This is a genomic window from Streptomyces sp. NPDC048623 (assembly GCF_040650755.1).
Lineage (GTDB): Bacteria > Actinomycetota > Actinomycetes > Streptomycetales > Streptomycetaceae > Streptomyces.
On sequence record NZ_JBEZHV010000004.1, the window covers coordinates 61,523 to 79,793 of the forward strand.

Sequence of the window (18,271 nt, forward strand, 5' to 3'; positions counted from 1 at the left end):
GCGGCGCCTGCCGTCCAGCTCGAACGGTCAGTCATCTACGCACCAGCGCAAGGTAGTTCACGATCTGGCCGCATCTCCACCCCGAGGGCGCTCCCAGGTCGTGCGCGGTCCACATCCCCGACACTGAGGAGACCCCTCGTGCGCTACAGGACGCTTGTCGCCGCCACTGCCGCGGCCGCGCTCGCCACACTGACGTTCAGCACCTCCGCCCAGGCCAATCACTCGTGGGGCAACTACCACTGGGCCCGCACCGCCAACCCGTTCACCGTGAAGCTCGGTGACAACCTCAGCTCCGGCTGGAAGAGTTACCTGAGCGCCGCGTCGACCGACTGGAGCAAGTCGACGGTGCTCGACACCACGGTGGTGGCCGGCCAGTCCTCCGCCAGACGGTGCCCGGCGACCAGCGGGCGGGTCGAGGTGTGCAACAACACCTACGGCAACAACGGCTGGCTCGGCATCGCGTCGATCTCCGTCAGCGGCAGCCACATCACGTCCGGCACCGTCAAGCTCAACGACAGCTACTTCAACACCGCGACGTACAACACGCCCGCGTGGAAGCAGCTGGTCACCTGCCAGGAGGTCGGACACACCTTCGGGCTCGACCACCAGGACGAGGTCTTCGACAACCCGAACCTCGGCACCTGCATGGACTACACCAACGACCCGAGCACCAACACCCGTCCCAACCAGCACGACTACGACCAGCTGGCGACCATCTACGCCCACCTCGACTCCACCAGCACCGTCGACCAGTCCGCGGCCGTTCCGCAGGTCGGCACCGAGCAGTCGAGCTGGGGGACGCGCGTGGAGCACACCACGGGCGCCGACCTGTACGTCAAGGACCTGGGCCACGGCAACAAGGTCATCACCCACGTGATCTGGGCACGCTGACCCGTGACAACAGCAACGACGCCGACTGGTCGAGGCGGTTCCTGAGCCGGCCGGCGTAGGCGTGGCCCCGCAGCTCGCCGAGGGTCCTCGACCCGCTCCGACGGACGCGTTCGCGCGTCACGTCGTCGCAGAGTCGAGGAGCTGTCCGCTCCCCTCCAGGCTGCGGGGCCCCGTCGTCGAGGCCGTCACGGATCTCGTCCACGGCCACGGCGCCCGCGCCGTCCTGGTCGTTGCCTGGGACACATGGAACGCACCTGCGCCCCCGCCGCAGGGCCCCGCCGAGCCGTACGCCAGGAGGCCGGGCATGCGCGCCCGGGCCGAGGAGCGTCTGCGTGAGGCTGCGTGTCGTCGTCGCGCCGATCCGATCGGCGGACCTGTCAGTCCCCGGGAAGGGCCGTTCGGCCCCCTGCGGGTCTCGTGGACCGAAGGAAGACTGGGTGACGAGCGAAAGCTGGTGGCTGGAGCCGAGCTCCCGGGGCCGGGAGCGTCGGTGGGCCCGCGTACGGCGAGCCGCCGGCCCCCACCCGCACGTGGGATGAAGAGTCCCCTGGGGGCCTGCAGCCCTGGGCCCTGGCGGACCGGTCGGCTGATGAGTTCCTGCTTGATCAGGAGATGTGTGTGGGGTGGGGCCGGCCACGCGAACTCCTCCTCGCAGCGGAGGTCATCATGAAGCGAATGGCGCCACAACCCCTCGTGGACGTGCAGGTGGAGACCCGGGGTGAGGTGTCCGCCGAGGACGCCGCCCACGCCCGGGACAAGGTGCGGGCCGTGTTCGGCCAGGCACCGGGGCCCGTGCTCTTCGCCCGGGTGAAGCTGACCCGGTACGCGAACCCGGCGATGGAGCGTCCCGTGACGGCACAGGCGAATCTGGACGTCAACGGCAGGCTCGCTCGCGCGCACGTGGCGGGCATCAACGCCGCGGAAGCGGCCGACCTCCTCAGGGACCGGCTCGAAGCCGTGCTGGCGGGGATGGCGGAGCACTGGGAGGCCCGGCGCGGCCGGACGCACCCGCCGGGGAGCGATCGCCCGTGGCGGCACGGTGACGAGCCCACGCACCGCCCCGACTACTTCCCGCGCCCGGTCGAGGAACGGGAGGTCGTCCGGCACAAGGCCTTCGCCCTTTCCTTCGAATCGCCTGACGAGGCTGCCGACGACATGGAGCGGCTGGACTACGGCTTCCAGCTGTTCACCGACGCCGGATCGGGCGAGGACAGCGTCCTGTACCGCATGGACCCGGAGGGATACCGGCTGGCGCAGGTGCATCCACGGCCCGACCTGATCGGCCCGGTCGCCGTGCCGCTGACCCTCAGCCCGGCCGCCGCCCCGCGCATGAGCGTCACGGAGGCGAAGGAGCGCCTGGACGTCACCGGCTGGCCGTTCGTCTTCTTCGCCGACGCCGGCACCGGCCGCGGGAACGTCCTGTACCACCGTTACGACGGCCACTACGGCCTCATCACCCCCGCCGCCCGCGAGCCGTCGGCCACTGGCGCCTGAACCGGGCGAGACGTCGTGCCGTCCCGTCCCCGGTGCGGACGGCATGACCGCGTGTGGAGACAAGGGAGCCGTCCGTTGATCACACCAGTCCACTTCCCAGGCCGGCATCCGTCGCGCGCGGCGAAATCGGGCCCTCCGCGTGAGCCGCCCAAGCCGCCCAAGCCGTCGGAGCCCTCGCCGAAGCCCTCCTGGACGCGCTGGCTGCTGCCCATCGCCACCTTGGCCGTCCTGCTCGTGGTCCTGCTGCGAGTCCCCTCGTCCCAGCAGGGCGCGAAGCTGTCGTACAGCGACTTCCTCGGCAAAGTGGGCACCGGCCAGGTCAAGACGGTCGACATCAATGACACGGGCGCGATCAGCGGAACCCTCAAGGACGGCGGGAAATTCACCACGAGGATCCCCACCGCCCTGGACAACAGCGGCCTGGAGCGGCAGCTGCAGATCGGGAAGGTGGAGATCAACGCGTCCAGGAGCGGCGGCAGCCCCTGGGTGACACTGCTCGTGCTGCTCCTGCCCGTGCTGGCCATCGTCGCCCTGTTCCTCTGGGCGGGCCGCAGGGCGGCCGGGACACTGTCCGGGGGCCTCGGCGCCATCGGGCGGGCCCGCGCCAAGATCATCGAGACCGAGCGTCCGACGACTCGCTTCGCGGACGTCGCCGGCTACGAGGGCGTCAAGCAGGAGATCGGCGAGATCGTCGACTTCCTGCGCAACCCCGAGCGCTACGCCGCCGCCGGCGCCAAGGGACCGCGCGGCGTGATCATGGTGGGCCCGCCGGGCACCGGCAAGACCCTCATCGCCCGCGCGGTGGCAGGCGAGGCGGAAGTCCCGTTCCTGTCGGTGACCGGCTCCGCGTTCGTGGAGATGTTCGTCGGTGTCGGCGCCTCCCGGGTGCGCGACCTGTTCACCGAAGCGCGCAAACGGGCTCCCTCGATCATCTTCATCGACGAGATCGACGCCGTCGGCAGCCGTCGTGGCGGGGCCACCCGGCTGGGAGGCAACGACGAACGCGAGCAGACCCTCAACCAGCTCCTGGCCGAGATGGACGGCTTCGACCAGTCCGTGGGCATCGTGGTCCTGGCCGCCACCAACCGCCCAGAATCCCTGGACCCCGCCCTGCTGCGCCCCGGACGCTTCGACCGGCACGTGACGGTGCCGCTGCCCAACCAGGCCGAGCGGGCGGCCATCCTGGCCGTCCACGCCCGCGGCAAGACCCTGGCACCCGATGTCGGCTGGGACACGGTCGCCCGGGCCACGCCGGGCTTCTCCGGGGCCGATCTGGCCAACCTGGTCAACGAAGCGGCCATCAACGCCGTCCGGGACGGTCGTGCCGTCATCGAGGCCCGGGATCTCGACGAGGCCCGCGACCGGCTCCTGCTCGGGCGACGGGAATCCTCCAACGCGCTGCTCCCCGAGGAACGGCGCGCCGTCGCCGTCCACGAATCCGGACACGCCCTCGTGGCGGCCCTGTGCGAGCACGCCGACCCCGTCGCCAAGGTCACCATCCTCCCCTCGGGGCCCGCGCTGGGCGCCACCGAGCAGCTCCCCGAAGCCGAGAGGCACCTGTACAGCGAGGGCTATCTGACGGACCTGCTCACCGTCCGGCTCGGCGGGCGGGCCGCCGAACTCGTCGTCTTCGGCGAGGGCTCGACCGGCGCCGCCGACGACCTGGCCGGCGCCACCCAGATCGCCGTCCGCATGGTCCGCGAGTTCGGCCTGTCCTCGGCCCTCGGCCCCGTCGGGTACGGCTCCGGCGCCTCCCGCTACCTCGGCGGCGACAGCACCGAGGACGCTCTGCTGCGGCCCTACTCCGAGCAGACGCAACGCGTCATCGACAAGGAGACCACCCGCCTGGTGCGCCAGGCCGAGGAACGCGCCACGGCCCTGCTGCGTGACCACCGCCAGGCGCTCGACACCCTGACCGACCTTCTCACCGCCCGCGAGACGGTCGACGGGTCCGTGGTCCTGGAGGTACTCCGGCAACGGCGGTCGGACGGCTCATCACGGTGACCGCGGGTCCCGCGGCGGTGCGCGACCGTTCCCCGCCGGGGCGACCATGGAAGTGCGGGGCGTCGCGTCGCTCACCGTGTCCTCGGGGACGAGGAGGTCGGATCGTGTTGTTCATGAATCGTCGTGAGGCCGGCCGGCAGCTGGCCGAGCGGCTGGGACATCTCAAGGGAGCCGACGCAGTGGTGCTGGGTCTGCCCCGTGGAGGGGTCCCGGTCGCCGCCGAGGTCGCCGACGCGCTGGGCGCCCCCATGGATGTCTGCCTGGTACGGAAACTGGGCGTGCCCTTCCAGCCGGAGCTGGGCATGGGAGCGATCGGCGAGGGCGGCGTGCGTGTGATCAACGATGACGTGGTGCGCGCGGCGCAGGTCACCGCCGATGAGCTGGGTCAGGTCGAGGCACGTGAACGAGGGGTGCTGGAGAGCCGGGCCCGGCGCTACCGGGGCGCGCGCGCACCGATCGAGATCGAGGGCCGCACAGCGCTGGTGGTCGACGACGGGGTGGCCACAGGGTCGACGGCGCGCGCGGCCTGCCAGATCGCCCGCGCCCGCGGGGCCGCACGGATCGTGCTGGCGGTCCCCGTGGCACCGCATGACTGGACGGCACGGCTGGGCGGCGACGCCGACGAGTTCGTATGCGTGCACACCCCGCGTCACTTCTATGCGATCGGACAGTTCTACGTCGACTTCTCCCAGACCGACGACGACGAGGTCGTCGCCTGTCTGGAGGAGGCGATCGCCCGCCCGCTGAGCACCCGCCGGACCGAGCCGCGTCCCGGTGTGCCCGAGGACCGGGAGGCGGACGTGCGGGCCGGAGCCGTGGTGCTGCGCGGGCAGTTGACCGTGCCCGCGGGCGTGACCGGCATCGTCGTGTTCGCGCACGGCAGCGGCAGCAGCCGCCACAGCCCGCGCAACCGGTTCGTGGCGGCCGGGCTCAACCGCGCCGGTCTTGGCACGCTGCTGTTCGACCTGCTCACCGAGGAGGAAGAGGCCAACCGGGCCAACGTCTTCGACACCGGTCTGCTCGCCCGGCGTCTGACGGACGCCACTGCCTGGCTGCGCGGCCAGCCCGAGGCCGACGGGCGCGCCGTCGGGTACTTCGGCGCCAGCACCGGCGCGGCCGCCGCGCTGTGGGCGGCCGCCGAGCCGGGCGCGCGGATCGCCGCAGTCGTCTCCCGGGGCGGCAGGCCCGACCTGGCCGGGCCACGGCTGCCGGCGGTGTCGGCACCGACGCTGCTGATCGTCGGGGGACATGACCAACTGGTGCTCGACCTCAACCGGGAAGCACAAGCCCGGCTGCGCTGCGAAAGCAGGCTCACGGTCGTGCCCGGCGCGACCCACCTCTTCGAGGAGCCCGGCGCCCTGGAGGAGGTCACCGATCTGGCGCGTGACTGGTTCATCGACCACATGGCCTCGGCCACGCATGCAGCGGCCTGAGGCCCCGAGGCGACTGCTTGGACGACGTCAGGGTCACGCGAGGCGCGAGGAACTGGATCACCGTGCCCCCAGTGGCCGGTGACGCTGTGCGGTGCTGCGGCTGCCGACCGGTTCAGCCCGCCCTAGCATGGAGTTCACGGGAACAGGGAGAGAGAAGCCGCCGAGTTCGTCCCGCGCTGCACGCGTCGTACGCCAGTCGACGGGCGCCGCCCGCACCCCGTCACCTCTGAATGAGCGGACTGCTCCCAGTGCCGGCCGACGGCACCGCTGAGGCGTACCCATCGGCCCCCGGCCTCGGTGACCGAGGAGGCGATCGTGGAAGACCAGGAGGAGGTCCTGGCGCGTACGGTCGGCGCGGTGATGCGTCCGGCCGCGGTCACGGTCGACGTCGGTGAGACGGTGCTCGTGGCGTGGGAGCTCTTGGAGCGGTCGGGTGCCCGTCACCTTCCGGTGGTGCGGTCGGACGGTCGCTGTGCCGGCCTGCTGGAGAGGGCTGATGTGGCGATCGCCTGTGGGGCTCCCGCCGTTTCGCTGTCCGCGCTGCGGGTGGACGAACTCCTGCGGGGCCACGGGCCGGTGCTCGTGCACGTGGCGCAGACCGTACGCCACGCGGTCGACCTCATGACGTACACCGAAACCGACGCTCTTCCGGTGCTGGCTGAAGACGGGCGTCTTGCCGGGGTGCTGACGGCGGTTGACATCGTTGCGGCCCTGGCCGGTCATCCGGTGCGGGAGGAGCCGGCGGACCGTCGGCCACAGGCCACCACGGTGCTGCCAGGGCTGCCGGCTCGGCGGGGCTACCGTGGCACGGCCTTTCCCTGAGCGCCGGACGCGACGAGAGGGACGCTCGACCTGTGACGGCGCACTCAGCCCGACCGGTCCGGCCGGTCACCGGTCCGACCGGTCCGACCGGTCCGGCCGGTCCTTGCGAAGGAACCGGCGCAGCCGCCGCAGCGGCCAGGTGTTGATCACGTCCTCGGGGGTGAGCCATCCGCGCTGTGCCGTGCCGACGCCGTAGCGGAGAGACGCGAGCTGGGGGATGGAGTGGGCGTCGGTGTCGACGGCGAACCTCACCCCGTGCCCCCGAGCGCGCAGGATGTCCTCGTCGCCCAGGTCGAGCCGGTCGGGCTGGGCGTTGATCTCCAGGGCCGTGCCGGTGCGGGCGCAGGCGGCGAACACCTCGTCGAAGTCCGCGTCGATGCCCGGCCGCTTGCCCAGCAGCCGGGTCGTGGGGTGGCCGATGACGTTGACGCGGGGGTTCTCGCAGGCGCGGACGATCCGCCGGGTCATCGCGTCCCGGCCGAGGCCGAAGTGGGAGTGCACCGAGGCCACGCAGATGTCGAAGCCGGCGAGGAACGCGTCGGGCCAGTCCACGTCCCCGTCCGGGCCGATGTTGAGCTCGGTGCCGTGCAGGAGCCGCATCCGGTGGTGCCTGCCGTCCAGGGCCCGTACGCGTGCGCGCTGGTCCAGGACCTTCTCGTCGGTCATGCGCTGCATGGACAGGTCCGGCGCGTGGTCGGTGACGGCGTAGTACGCGTATCCCCGTGCGGCGGCGGCCGTCACCATGTCCTCCAGCGGGGCGAGGCCGTCGGTGAGATCGCCCCGGATGTCCTCCTCCGTCACCACCGCGGGCAGCTCACCGCGCAGCGCAGCCTCGATCTCGCCGCGGTCCTCGCGCAGCGTGGGCGGGATCCACGGCAGGCCGAGCCGGTCGTACACCTCCTCCTCCGTCCGGGAGGCGACCCGCTCGCCGCCCTCCGTCTCGAACAGGCCGTACTCGGAGAGCTTCAGGCCCGCGTGGACGGCGATCGTGCGGGTGTGGATGTTGTGGGCCTTCGAGCCGGTGAAGTACTGCAGGGCGGTGCCCCATGAGGCCGGCCGCACCACGCGCAGGTCGACCTGGACGCCCTCGGCGGTGCGGACGGAGGTCTTCTTCGCGCCGTGGACGAGGACTTCCGCGGTGGTGGGCAGTTCGGTGAGCGCGTTCATGAACGGTGCGGACCGGTCGGCGGCGACGAGGACGTCGAGGTCGCCGATGGTCTCCCGCATGCGGCGCAGTGATCCCGCGTACGCGCAGTTCTCGCAGCCCGCGACCCCGGACAGGTCCGCGACGATGTCCTCGGCCGCCTCCATCGCGGCGCCGAGGAGGATGCGCCCTCCCGCCTGCCGCATGAGGGCGATGCCGTGCAGGAGGTTCGCCTCGGTCTTCTCCCCGAAACCCCGCAGGTCGCGGAGCCTCTCCGCCTTGATGGCATCGGCCAGTTCGTCCACCGAGGAGATGTGCAGATCCTCGTAGAGCGCCATCGCCCTCCTGGGGCCGAGGGTGGGGATGGCCATGAGCTGCCGCACCCCGGGCGGGATCCGGGCCCGTCGCTCCTCGACCACCGCGACCTTGCCCGTACGGAAGTACTCGACGACCTTGTCGGCGATGGACGTGCCCACGCCCGGGATCTCCCGCAGGCCCGCCGCGTCGAGGTGGGAGACGTCGGCTGGGTGTCCGCCGATCGCGCGGGCGGCCTTCTCGTAGGCGCGCGCCTTGAACGCCTCGCCTCCGGTGATGGCGATGAGGTCCGCGTACTCCTGAAGGAGCGCCTCGACCTCTTCGTTGGGCCGGACCATGTCTTCCAGTCTAGGAACAGGGCGTCCTCGCGATCAACGTCCAGATCCCGAGCGGGACACGGTCCGTGTCTACACCCGTCCACGGACGTCCGGCCTGGCACGATGCTGCTCATGCTGCCGCCGCTGTCACTCTCCTCCGCCGCCGACCGCTTCGCCTGCGAGGCTCGCACCGGCCGGACGAACACCGATTCCCGCCTGCGCAGAGTCGTTGCCCGCGGACAGCGAGTGGCCGGGCGTGCGTGATGCCGGGCGGCGACGCGGGAGAGGAGCGGCCGCGCATTCCTGACCTGAGGCTGGAGCTGGATGCGCGGCTGGACGTGATCGCCGGGAGACTGCGGGACCTGGCGAAGGCCAAGGACCGGTTGCAGGGCCTGCTGGACGCGGTCCTGGCCCTGAGCCGGGAGGAGGACCTGCCGGCGGTGCTGCACCGGTTCGTCACCACCGCGATGGATCTGACCGGCGCCCGCTACGGGGCGCTGGGCGTGCTGGACGACTCCGGCGAGGAGTTGGAGCGGTTCATCACCGCCGGCCTGTCGGAGTCCGAGCGCGCCGACCTGGCCGACACCGACTTCCCCCGCGGGCGTGGCGTTCTCGGGCATCTGATCCGCGACCCCCGGCCTCTGCGGGTCGACGACATCGCCTCGCATCCCGCGTCGGTCGGGTTCCCTCCCGGCCACCCGCACATGCGCACCCTCCTGGGCGTCGCGATCAGCGTCCGCGGCACGATCTACGGAGACCTGTACCTGTCAGAACGCCGTGACGGCCGGCCTTTCGATCGTGACGACGAGGACATCGTCGTCACCCTGGCCGGAGCCGCCGGCATCGCCATCGAGAACATGCGCCTGTTCGAACAGGTCCGCGACAGTGCCGAACACTTCCAGCGGCTCCTGCTGCCCACCCTGCCCGACCTGCGGCCGTTCACCGGGGCCGCCGTCTACCGCCCCGCCCCCACGCCGGGCCATCTCGGCGGAGACTGGTACGACGCCATCTGGCTGCCCGACGACTCCTGTGCCGTCGTCATCGGCGACGTCGTCGGCCACGACCTGCACGCCGCCGCGGCCATGGCACAGACCCGCAGCATGCTGCGCGCCCTGCTCTACGACCGCCTCACCCCGCCCAGCTCCGTCCTGCACCAGCTCGACCGCACCTTGCACGCCATCACCGACCTGCCTGTCACCACCGCCTGCCTCGCCCGTATCGAACCCGCGGGAGACAGCTGGACGCTCCACTGGAGTACCGCCGGCCACCTCCCGCCGCTCCTGATCACCCCCGACCGGCAGACGCGGTACCTCCACGCCGAGCCCGGTCTCCCCCTGGCCGTGAACACTGATCAGCACCGACCCGACCACACCCACCCGCTGCCGCCAGGAGCCACCGTGGTCTTCTACACCGACGGACTCGTCGAACACCCCGCCCACCCCATCGACGACGGCCTGGCCCGACTCGCCGAACTCGCCACCGCCTCCATCGGCCTGCCTCTGCAGGACTTCGTCGACGCCCTGGCCGACCATCACCCCAGCGACGGCCACGACGACATGGCCATCCTCGCCCTCCGCACCCCGCCCACGCGATAGCGCGAGTCCACGGGACGGGGCCTCGAAGGGGCACAGGTGCTCAGTCGCGGTAGGACCGCACCTGCCACACCTCGGCGCTGTCCAGGCGGGCGGGGCCGCCTTCGGCGAAGAGCCGGATGCCGTCGCTGTCCGGGCCGGGGAAGATCTGGTCCGTGATCACGGTCTCGCCGTCGCCGCCGAACACCTCGACGGAGGACCAGTCGACGAGGATGCGGAGCTCGACCTTGCCGTTCCGGGCCGTCAGCGGTGCGCGCTGGATGCCGGGGAAGTCGTCGTGGAAGTCGACCGCGCCCGACCGCGTCCGGTCGACGTACAGCTCCTGGGCCTTGGCGTCGTAGCCGATGACGGTCTGCTGCCCCTCGCCGGTGCGGACCGTGAATCCGAACCGCTCGGCGTCACCCGGGGAGAACGTGGCCCGGATGTCGAGCGCCTTTCCGTCGGCGCGGCCCTCCGCCAGCGGTGCGGAGCCTTCCGCGATGTTCACGTCCCGCACCTCGATCGGGACTCCGCCGTACAGCGACTCCACCGTGGACACCGGCTGCTGGGTGAGCCGGAGCCGGCCGTCCACGGTGCGCAGCGCCATCTCGCGCGGGATGCTCTGCGCGCTGCGCCAGGGGGAGGTCGGAATGCCGTTGCCGTACTGCCAGTTGTTCATCCAGCCGATCATGCGGCGCCGGCCGTCCGGGGCGTTCTCCCAGGAGACGGCCGCGTAGTAGTCCTTGCCGTGGTCGACCCAGGAGGCCCGCCGGACACTCGGGACGGCCGGCTGGTCGGCGGCGACGAAGTGGTCGGCCAGGATGTGGCCCCAGCCGCCCCGGTTCATGTCGACGATCTGGACGACGGCCCGCTTGCCCTGGTGGGCGCGCAGGTCGAAGGAGGCCCAGTCGAGGCTGCCGCTGTCCGTGCCGGTCTCGCTCCGGACGACCTCGCCGTCGATGAGGAGGTTGACCGCCGTCTCGGTCGAGCGGGGCCGTGCCGGGGTGTCGGACAGCATCACCTGGTCGAGCAGGATGTGCCCCCAGCCGCCGGTGTTCTGGTCGACGACCTCGATGTGCGCGGTCCGGCCGGCGAGGTCGCCGACGTCCCAGGAGGCCCAGTTGAGCTCTTCCGAGTCGGAGCCGGTGGCGCTGCGCACGGTCTTGCCGTCGACGACGAGCCGGACGGCGGTGGGCGCATCGGATCCGGAGGGGTGACGGCCGCCGCCGATGAGGAAGTTGAGGTACTTCGTGTCGAGGGTGAACTCGGGCGAGGCGAGGGTACCCGTGGTCGCGTCGCCGTCGAGGAAGCTGTTCACCAGGCCGGCGCCGTCCTGGCCGGTCACCGGGTTCTGCCCGGGGAGGGTGCCGGATGCGGGGCCGTCACCGAAGGCGGTGCCCGTGGGCGTCCAGGAGCCGTACGTGTCCTGCTCGAAGTCGGCGAGGACCTGCCCCGGGGGCGTGGGGGATTCGCCGATCACCGATCCGGGGACGTGCGGGTGACGGCCGCCGGCCACCTTGAAGTTGAGGTACGGGCTGTCGACGGTGAAGGGCGGTGAGGTGAGGGTGCCGGTCTCGACGTCGCCGCTGTGGAAACTGTCGACGAACCCCCGGCCCTCGACCCCGCTCGTGCCGGACGTCCCGGGCGCGGGTGCGGGGACCGGGCCGTCGCCGAAGGCGGTGCCGGTCGCCTGCCAGGTGCCGTAGTCGGCCCCTTCGAAGTCCTGCACCACCATGCCGGGCGGCGGCGTGTAGGAGCCGTCGTCGTCGGGAGTGAACCGCTTGCCGTCGAAGTCGCCCACGAAGTACTGGGCACCCGAACCACCGGCGATGCCACCGGGGTTGATGTTGACGACGAGCACCCACTTGACGCGCCGGGGGTCGCCGTCGACAGGCAGCGGGAACAGGTCCGGGCACTCCCAGACGCCGCCCACCGCGTTCTGCGGGCCGAAGTCGCTCAGATGCGTCCAGCTCTTGAGATCCTTCGAGGAGTAGAACCGGACCTTGTGCTCGGTGGACAGCGACACCGTCATCAGCCAGCTCCTGGTGGGTGCGTACCACTGGACCTTGGGGTCGCGGAACTCCTTCGACCCGATGTCGAGTACGGGGTTCCCGGAGTACTTGGTCCAGGTGCGGCCGCGGTCGGTGCTGTACGCCAGGGACTGCGCCTGCTTGCCGCCGTCCTTGGAGTGGCTGGTGTAGACGGCCACCATCGCGGGGTTCTCCCTGGTCCCGAACCCCGTGGTGTTGTCGCGGTCGACGACGGCGCTGCCGGAGAAGACCATCTCCTCGTCGTCGTGCGGGAGGGCGAGGGGGAGTTCCTGCCAGTGCACCAGGTCCTTGCTGACGGCGTGACCCCAGGACATGTCGCCCCAGGTGTTGCCGCTGGGGTTGTACTGGTAGAAGAGGTGGTACTCGCCCTGGAACCAGACCAGTCCGTTGGGGTCGTTCATCCAGTTTTTCGCGGGGCTGAAGTGGAACTGGGGGCGGTACGTCTCCGTGTACGGCCGGCTGTCCTCCGCCGCCGCCCGCGGGGCGACGGCGGTGGCGGCGGTGACGGTGAGCGCGGCGCAGCTCGCGGCAGCGGAGGCGAGGAGGCGCAGCGGGACACGACGGCGTGCGGGGACTCGGCTCATGGTTTCTCCTGCACTGGGGGTGGCGGCGTCGTGTCCGCGTCCGGTGCGGTGGGTACGACGCCGGGGATGCGCAGTGCCGGGCGGTGGGGGCGACCCGGAAGACGGGATGTCATCGATGACATGTGATAACGATGACATCCATTGGGGAGTGATGATGGGCGGACGCCGGGTGGTGCGTCAATGGGCCGGGCCGAGTTCGTCCGTGCCGCCGTTTCAGCCGCCGTTCCAGTCGCCGTTTCCTCCGATGGTGCGTCCGGCCGCCGTCGCCGGCAGCCGCAACTGTCCGGCCCACGGCGGGTTCGGCCCGGCGACGCCGCAGGTCAGCGCCGCCACCCGGGAGGCGAACGTGCAGGCGTCGAAGACGTCGTCGACCCGCAGATCCGTCAGGCGCCCGCCGAGGAGACCCCTGGTGCCGAGGTGGTGCAACAGCCCCGCGGTGAAGGAGTCGCCCGCGCCGACGGTGTCGACCACGTCGGTCGGGGGCGCCGGTACGGCGATCCGCTCGCCGTTCAGCGAGGCGACCGCGCCGCGCTTCCCCCGGGTGATCACGACGAGCGGGACGCCCGCCGCGTGCCAGGCGTCGCAGGCCCGCTCGATCGTGTGCCCGGGCAGCAGCAGCTCCAGATCGTCCTCGCTCAGCCGGAGGATGTCCGCGAGCGCGCACCAGCGCGGCAGGCGTTCGCGGTAGACCGCGGGCGGTACGAGCAGCGGCCGGACGTTCGGGTCGACGGAGACCGTGGCCGTGGCGGAGGCGCGGGCGAGGAACTCCTCCACGACCGTGCCTCCGGGCTCGCACACCAGGGCCAGGGAGCCCGAGTGCAGACAGGCCGTGGAGGCGAGGTCCACCGCGGCGAGTTCGCCGGCCGTCCACTGCCAGTCCGCGGTGCCCCGGGCGTGGAAGGAGTACGCGGCCTGGCCCCGTCCGTCGAGCTCGGCGACGGCCAGCGTGCTGGGCTCGGGTGCGCGTACGGCAGCCGTGAGATCGACACCCGAGGCTTCGAGGTGTCCGCGGAACAGCCGGCCGAAGACGTCGTCGGACAGGCGTGCCAGGAAGCGGGCGGGCGTGCCGAGCCGGGCGAGTGCCACGGCGGTGTTCGCCGGACCGCCGCCCGGCAGGACCCGCAGGGCAAGCTCGCCGGACGTGGGCATGGGCGTGGGCGTGGGCGCGAGGACAGGCGCGGGGACGGTGAAGGCGTCCGCGACACATTCTCCGAGGACGGTGACCAGAGGCAGGCGCATGACTCGTTCTCTCCAGGTGGGCGGCGCGAGAGGGTTGCGTGGGCAAGCGGGCGAGGTTGCCGATGTGTGACGGTGCCAAGGCATTGACGTTTCCGGGTGACGGAGTTCATCATCCTCCGCAAGCGGTGTCAACGATGACATGAGTCAACGATGACACCCCCGCCGGCCCGTTCGGCATGGCCGTTCCGTCCTCGTCCAGCAGGAGTTCAGCATGCTTCGCAGAAACCGCACCCTCCGCGCCACCGCCGGATTCGCCGCGCTCGCCGCCGTCTCGGCGCTGACCCTGACGGCCTGCGGCTCCGGTGCGCAGGGCGGATCCGGAGGCGGAACCAAGGTCGGGCTGATCACCAAGACCGACACGAACCCGTTCTTCGTGAAGATGAAGGAGGGCGCCGAGCGGGCGGCGAAGGACAACGGCGTCGAACTCGTCAGCGCGGCCGGGAAGTTCGACGGCGACAACGCGGGCCAGGTCACCGCGATCGAGAACATGGTCAACTCCGGTGTGAAGGGCATCCTCATCACGCCCAACGACTCCAAGGCGATCGTCCCCGCCCTCGAGAAGGCGCGCGCCAAGGGCGTGCTCGTCATCGCGCTCGACAGCCCGACCGAGCCGCAGGACGCCACCGACGCCCTCTTCGCCACCGACAACGTCAAGGCGGGCGAGCTCATCGGCCGGTACGCCAAGGCCGCCATGGCCGGCAAGGCGGCGAAGGTCGCCACCCTGGACCTCGCGCCCGGCGTCGCGGTCGGCGTACAGCGCCACCAGGGCTTCCTCAAGGGCTTCGGCATCGCGGAGGGCGACCCGTCCCTCGTGTGCCGGCAGGACACCGGCGGCGACCAGGCCAAGGGCCAGACGGCGATGGAGAACTGCCTCCAGAAGTCCCCGGACATCAACGTCGTCTACACGATCAACGAGCCGGCCGCGCTGGGTGCCTACACCGCGCTGAAGGCGAAGGGCCTGGAGAAGAAGGTCCTTGTCGTCTCCGTCGACGGCGGCTGCACCGGCACGAACGCCGTGAAGGACGGCAAGATCGCGGCCACCTCGCAGCAGTACCCGCTGGAGATGGCCTCGCAGGGCGTCAAGGCGGTCGCCGACTTCGCCAAGGACGGCAAGAAGGCCTCCGGCTACACCGACACCGGCGTCACGCTCATCACCGACGCGGCCAAGCCCGGGGTCGACGCCAAGGACACCGCGTACGGCCTGGACAAGTGCTGGGGCTGAGCCCCGGCGCCGGGGCGCGCCGCCCGTGAGACCCGGACGCCTCCCTCAGCACCCGGCCCCGGCTCGTACGCCTGACGGCTCGTACGCCTGACGGCTCGTACGCCTGACGGCCCGTACCCCGGACGGCTCGTACCCCTGGCGAACCCCGCTCCGCCGCCCATCGTCGCCCCTCGACCGACCACCGGCAAGGACCACCATGACAGCCACCACCCTGCCCTACGACCAGCTGAAAGGACCGACCGCGGTCCGCCGGCTGCTCGCCACACCGACCACGGGCCCCCTCGTCGCCCTCGTGCTGGCCTGCGTCTTCTTCTCCCTGACGACTGAGCAGTTCCTCTCCGGCGGCAACTTCTCGCTGATCGTCCAGCAGGTGATGGTCGTGGGCACGCTGGCCATCGGTCAGACCCTGATCATCCTCACCGCCGGCATCGATCTCTCCTGCGGTGCCGTCATGGCGTTCGGCAGCATCGTCATCGCCAAGACGGCTGCCGAAGGCGGCCTGCCACCCCTCGCCGCGATCGCCCTCGGCCTGGCCGTCTGCGCGGGCTTCGGCCTGGTCAACGGTCTGCTGGTGCAGCTGATCCCGCTCCCGCCGTTCATCGTCACCCTCGGCATGCTGAACGTGGCGTTCGCCCTGACCCACGTCTACTCGGCCGAGCAGACGGTCACCAACCTCCCCGCGCCGCTGACCGCCCTCGGCGAGACGTTCCCGCTCGGCAACACCGACATCACCTACGGCTCGCTCGTGACGATCGCCCTGTTCCTGCTCTTCGCCTACGCGCTGAGCGGCACGTCCTGGGGACGGCACGTCTACGCGCTCGGCAACAGCCCCGAGGCGGCCCGGCTCAACGGCATCCGCACCTCCCGGCTGACCGTCGGGATCTACACCCTGGCCGGGCTCGTCTACGGAGTCGCCGCGCTGCTCATGGTCTCCCGCACCGGCGTCGGCGACCCGCAGGCCGGACAGACCGACAACCTGGACAGCATCACCGCCGTCGTCCTCGGCGGCACCAGCCTCTTCGGCGGCCGGGGCGCCGTTCTCGGCACCTTCATCGGCGTCCTCATCGTCGGTGTGTTCCGCAACGGCCTCCAGCTGATGGGCGTCGCCTCCATCTACCAGACCCTGATCACCGGCGTTCTGGTGATCCTCGCCGTGACCGTCGACCAGATCTCCCGGAGGAAGGCACGATGAGCACTCCCGATGCCACGATCACGCCCGTGCTCCAGGCCCGCGGCCTGGTCAAGCGGTACGGCCATGTCACCGCCATCGACGGCGCCGACTTCGACCTGCTGCCCGGCGAGGTCCTCGCCGTCATCGGCGACAACGGCGCCGGCAAGACGAGCCTGATCAAAGCCCTCACCGGTGCCCTCACCCCCGACGAGGGCGAGATCCGGCTGAACGGCGAACCCATCAGGTTCAGCGGGCCGCAGAGCGCCCGGCAGCACGGCATCGAGACCGTCTACCAGGACCTGGCCGTCGCCGCCTCCATGGACATCGCCTCCAACATGTTCCTCGGACGCGAGCTGCGCCGGCCGGGTTTCCTGGGCAGCGCGCTGCGCATGCTCGACAAGAAGCGCATGCGCCAGGAGGCGGCGGCCCACATGGCCGACCTCAAGATCGGACTGCGGTCGCTGACGCAGCCCGTGGAGACACTCTCCGGCGGTCAGCGCCAGGCCGTGGCGGTCGCGCGGTCCGTCGCCTGGGCCAGGAGCGTCGTGGTGATGGACGAGCCCACCGCCGCGCTGGGCGTCAAGGAGTCGGGGCAGGTCCTCGACCTGATCCGCCGGGTCCGCGACAAGGGCATGCCCGTGGTCCTGATCAGCCACAACATGCCGCATGTCTTCGAGATCGCCGACCGCATCCACATCCACCGGCTCGGTCGTCGCGAGGCGCTGATCAGGCCGTCCGACCACTCCATGGCCGAGGTCGTCGCCATCATGACCGGGGCGCTCAGGGTGAGCGACGATGGAGGTACGGTCGTCGCCGACGCGGATGCCGCCCAGGCGGCAGGCGTGTCCGCCCACTGAGGTCCCGCAGGGGCGACGCCGTGCGGACCACAGGGTCGCCGCACAGTCAGGACAGCGGGCCCGGCCCCGGGCGGGGTCCGGGCCCGACGAACGCACAGGAACGGTGGAACATGGCCGCGAACCGCCGCCCCACACTGGCCGACGTCGCCAGGGAAGTGGGCGTCAGCGCCAAGACGGTGTCCCGGGTGCTCAACGAGGACGGGCCCAGTTCCCCGGAGACCCGCGAGCGCGTGCTCGCCGCGGTCGCGAAGCTCGGCTTCCAGCCGAACCTGATGGCCCGCAACATCCGCGTCGGCGGCCCCGACACCACCGTCGGCCTGGTCGTGCCCGACCTCGGCAACCCCTTCTTCGGCACCGTCGCCGGCGGCATCGAGGACATCGTGCGCGGCCGGGGTCTCACCCTGCTCATGGGATCGTCGGCCGAAGACCCGGACCGGGAAAGGGAACTGATCCAGACCTTCCTCGCCCGGCGGGTCAGCATGCTGATGGTCGTCCCCGCGTTCGGAGCCGATCACAGCCATCTCAAGGCACCGCGCGCGGCCGGACTTCCGGTGGTGTTCCTCGACCGTCCGGGAGTCGGACTGTCCGCCGACTGCGTGGTCAGCTCCAACCGGACCGGCGTCCACGAGGGCGTCTCCCACCTCATCGCCCGCGGCCACCGCCGGATCGGCTTCATCGGCGACCTGCCCGCCAAGCTCTACACCCGGCGCGAGCGCCTCGCCGGCTACCGCGAGGCGCTCGCCGAGGCCGGGCTGCCCTACGACCGGACCCTGGTCACCGGCGCTCACAGCCAGGACGGGGCCGCCGCCGAGACCACCGCCCTGCTCGACCTGGCTAACCCGCCCACCGCCCTGTTCGCGGCGAACAACATGATGGCCCTCGGGGTCATCGCTCAACTCACCCGCGCGGGACGCAAGGACATCGCCCTGGTCACCTTCGACGACCTCCCGCTCGCCGAAGTCCTCGAACCGGCCCTGACCGTCGTGGCCCAGGACCCGGCGGCCATCGGCGAGGCAGCGGCCAGGACCGCCCTCGCCCGCCTCGACGGCGACCGCACCCGCGCCCGGACCGTCATGGTCCCCACCCGCCTGGTGGTCCGCGGCTCCAGCGAACTCCTCCCGCACCCCGCCGAGCGGACACCGCTGAAATGACGCTC

Annotated in this window: 13 protein-coding genes; 10 read left to right on the forward strand and 3 right to left on the reverse strand. The window is 71.4% G+C overall.

Annotated elements, in window-relative coordinates; all coding sequences use genetic code 11:
* Positions 1–138 precede the first annotated feature (138 nt).
* From AB0C73_RS07415 to AB0C73_RS07435, 5 genes are all read left to right on the forward strand, one after another.
* On the forward strand, positions 139–891 hold the full coding sequence (locus AB0C73_RS07415; RefSeq protein WP_362525737.1) for a hypothetical protein: 753 nt from the start codon (positions 139–141) through the stop codon (positions 889–891).
* A 675-nt stretch (positions 892–1,566) separates the two neighbouring features.
* Positions 1,567–2,385, forward strand: a complete 819-nt coding sequence (locus AB0C73_RS07420; RefSeq protein ID WP_362525738.1) for a sigma 54 modulation/S30EA ribosomal C-terminal domain-containing protein — start codon at positions 1,567–1,569, stop codon at positions 2,383–2,385.
* A gap of 75 nt (positions 2,386–2,460) precedes the next feature.
* Positions 2,461–4,389, forward strand: a complete 1,929-nt coding sequence (gene ftsH / locus AB0C73_RS07425) for an ATP-dependent zinc metalloprotease FtsH (protein WP_362525740.1) — start codon at positions 2,461–2,463, stop codon at positions 4,387–4,389.
* Between the two features lie 104 nt (positions 4,390–4,493).
* Positions 4,494–5,822, forward strand: a complete 1,329-nt coding sequence (locus tag AB0C73_RS07430) for a phosphoribosyltransferase family protein (protein ID WP_362525742.1) — start codon at positions 4,494–4,496, stop codon at positions 5,820–5,822.
* Between the two features lie 315 nt (positions 5,823–6,137).
* Positions 6,138–6,644, forward strand: a complete 507-nt coding sequence (locus tag AB0C73_RS07435; RefSeq protein WP_362525744.1) for a CBS domain-containing protein — start codon at positions 6,138–6,140, stop codon at positions 6,642–6,644.
* Positions 6,645–6,710: 66 nt separating this feature from the next.
* Here AB0C73_RS07435 and polX read toward each other — a convergent pair whose 3' ends face one another.
* Complete coding sequence (gene polX / locus AB0C73_RS07440; RefSeq protein ID WP_362525746.1) at positions 6,711–8,441, reverse strand: DNA polymerase/3'-5' exonuclease PolX; 1,731 nt, start codon at positions 8,439–8,441, stop codon at positions 6,711–6,713.
* A 242-nt stretch (positions 8,442–8,683) separates the two neighbouring features.
* On the opposite strand from polX, the gene AB0C73_RS07445 reads away from it, so the two are divergent.
* Positions 8,684–10,015, forward strand: coding sequence for a GAF domain-containing SpoIIE family protein phosphatase (locus AB0C73_RS07445; protein ID WP_362525748.1), 1,332 nt, complete (start codon positions 8,684–8,686; stop codon positions 10,013–10,015).
* Between the two features lie 40 nt (positions 10,016–10,055).
* Here the strand turns inward: AB0C73_RS07445 and AB0C73_RS07450 are convergent, their stop codons facing one another.
* Both AB0C73_RS07450 and AB0C73_RS07455 read right to left on the reverse strand, forming a co-directional pair.
* Positions 10,056–12,626 (reverse strand): GH32 C-terminal domain-containing protein, encoded by a 2,571-nt coding sequence (locus AB0C73_RS07450; RefSeq protein ID WP_362525751.1) that lies wholly within the window; start codon positions 12,624–12,626, stop codon positions 10,056–10,058.
* Between the two features lie 213 nt (positions 12,627–12,839).
* Positions 12,840–13,865 carry a carbohydrate kinase gene (locus tag AB0C73_RS07455; protein WP_362525752.1) on the reverse strand — a complete coding sequence of 342 codons (1,026 nt, stop codon included), beginning with the start codon at positions 13,863–13,865 and terminating at the stop codon, positions 12,840–12,842.
* A gap of 211 nt (positions 13,866–14,076) precedes the next feature.
* Here AB0C73_RS07455 and AB0C73_RS07460 point away from each other — a divergent pair, with 211 nt between their 5' ends.
* The 4 genes from AB0C73_RS07460 (at position 14,077) to AB0C73_RS07475 (ending at position 18,266) form a co-directional block, all read left to right on the forward strand.
* Entirely contained in the window at positions 14,077–15,087 is a 1,011-nt protein-coding gene (locus tag AB0C73_RS07460) for a sugar ABC transporter substrate-binding protein (RefSeq protein WP_362525754.1), read from the forward strand.
* Positions 15,088–15,283: 196 nt separating this feature from the next.
* The gene (locus AB0C73_RS07465) at positions 15,284–16,279 is read left to right on the forward strand and encodes an ABC transporter permease (RefSeq protein WP_362525756.1); all 996 of its coding nucleotides are present in this window, start codon (positions 15,284–15,286) and stop codon (positions 16,277–16,279) included.
* On the forward strand, positions 16,276–17,115 hold the full coding sequence (locus AB0C73_RS07470; RefSeq protein ID WP_362525758.1) for an ATP-binding cassette domain-containing protein: 840 nt from the start codon (positions 16,276–16,278) through the stop codon (positions 17,113–17,115). The genes AB0C73_RS07465 and AB0C73_RS07470 overlap by 4 nt, the downstream gene beginning before the upstream one ends.
* Positions 17,116–17,225: 110 nt before the next feature.
* On the forward strand, positions 17,226–18,266 hold the full coding sequence (locus AB0C73_RS07475) for a LacI family DNA-binding transcriptional regulator (protein WP_362525760.1): 1,041 nt from the start codon (positions 17,226–17,228) through the stop codon (positions 18,264–18,266).
* Positions 18,267–18,271 lie beyond the last annotated feature (5 nt).

Bases quoted from the DNA above. Each gene is read 5' to 3' on its own strand.
- AB0C73_RS07420 (WP_362525738.1), top strand. From the start codon at position 1,567: ATGGCGCCACAACCCCTCGTGGACGTGCAGGTGGAGACCCGGGGTGAG.
- polX (WP_362525746.1), bottom strand. From the start codon at position 8,441: ATGGTCCGGCCCAACGAAGAGGTCGAGGCGCTCCTTCAGGAGTACGCG.
- AB0C73_RS07445 (WP_362525748.1), top strand. From the start codon at position 8,684: ATGCCGGGCGGCGACGCGGGAGAGGAGCGGCCGCGCATTCCTGACCTG.
- AB0C73_RS07450 (WP_362525751.1), bottom strand. From the start codon at position 12,626: ATGAGCCGAGTCCCCGCACGCCGTCGTGTCCCGCTGCGCCTCCTCGCC.
- AB0C73_RS07455 (WP_362525752.1), bottom strand. From the start codon at position 13,865: ATGCGCCTGCCTCTGGTCACCGTCCTCGGAGAATGTGTCGCGGACGCC.
- AB0C73_RS07460 (WP_362525754.1), top strand. From the start codon at position 14,077: ATGCTTCGCAGAAACCGCACCCTCCGCGCCACCGCCGGATTCGCCGCG.
- AB0C73_RS07465 (WP_362525756.1), top strand. From the start codon at position 15,284: ATGACAGCCACCACCCTGCCCTACGACCAGCTGAAAGGACCGACCGCG.
- AB0C73_RS07470 (WP_362525758.1), top strand. From the start codon at position 16,276: ATGAGCACTCCCGATGCCACGATCACGCCCGTGCTCCAGGCCCGCGGC.
- AB0C73_RS07475 (WP_362525760.1), top strand. From the start codon at position 17,226: ATGGCCGCGAACCGCCGCCCCACACTGGCCGACGTCGCCAGGGAAGTG.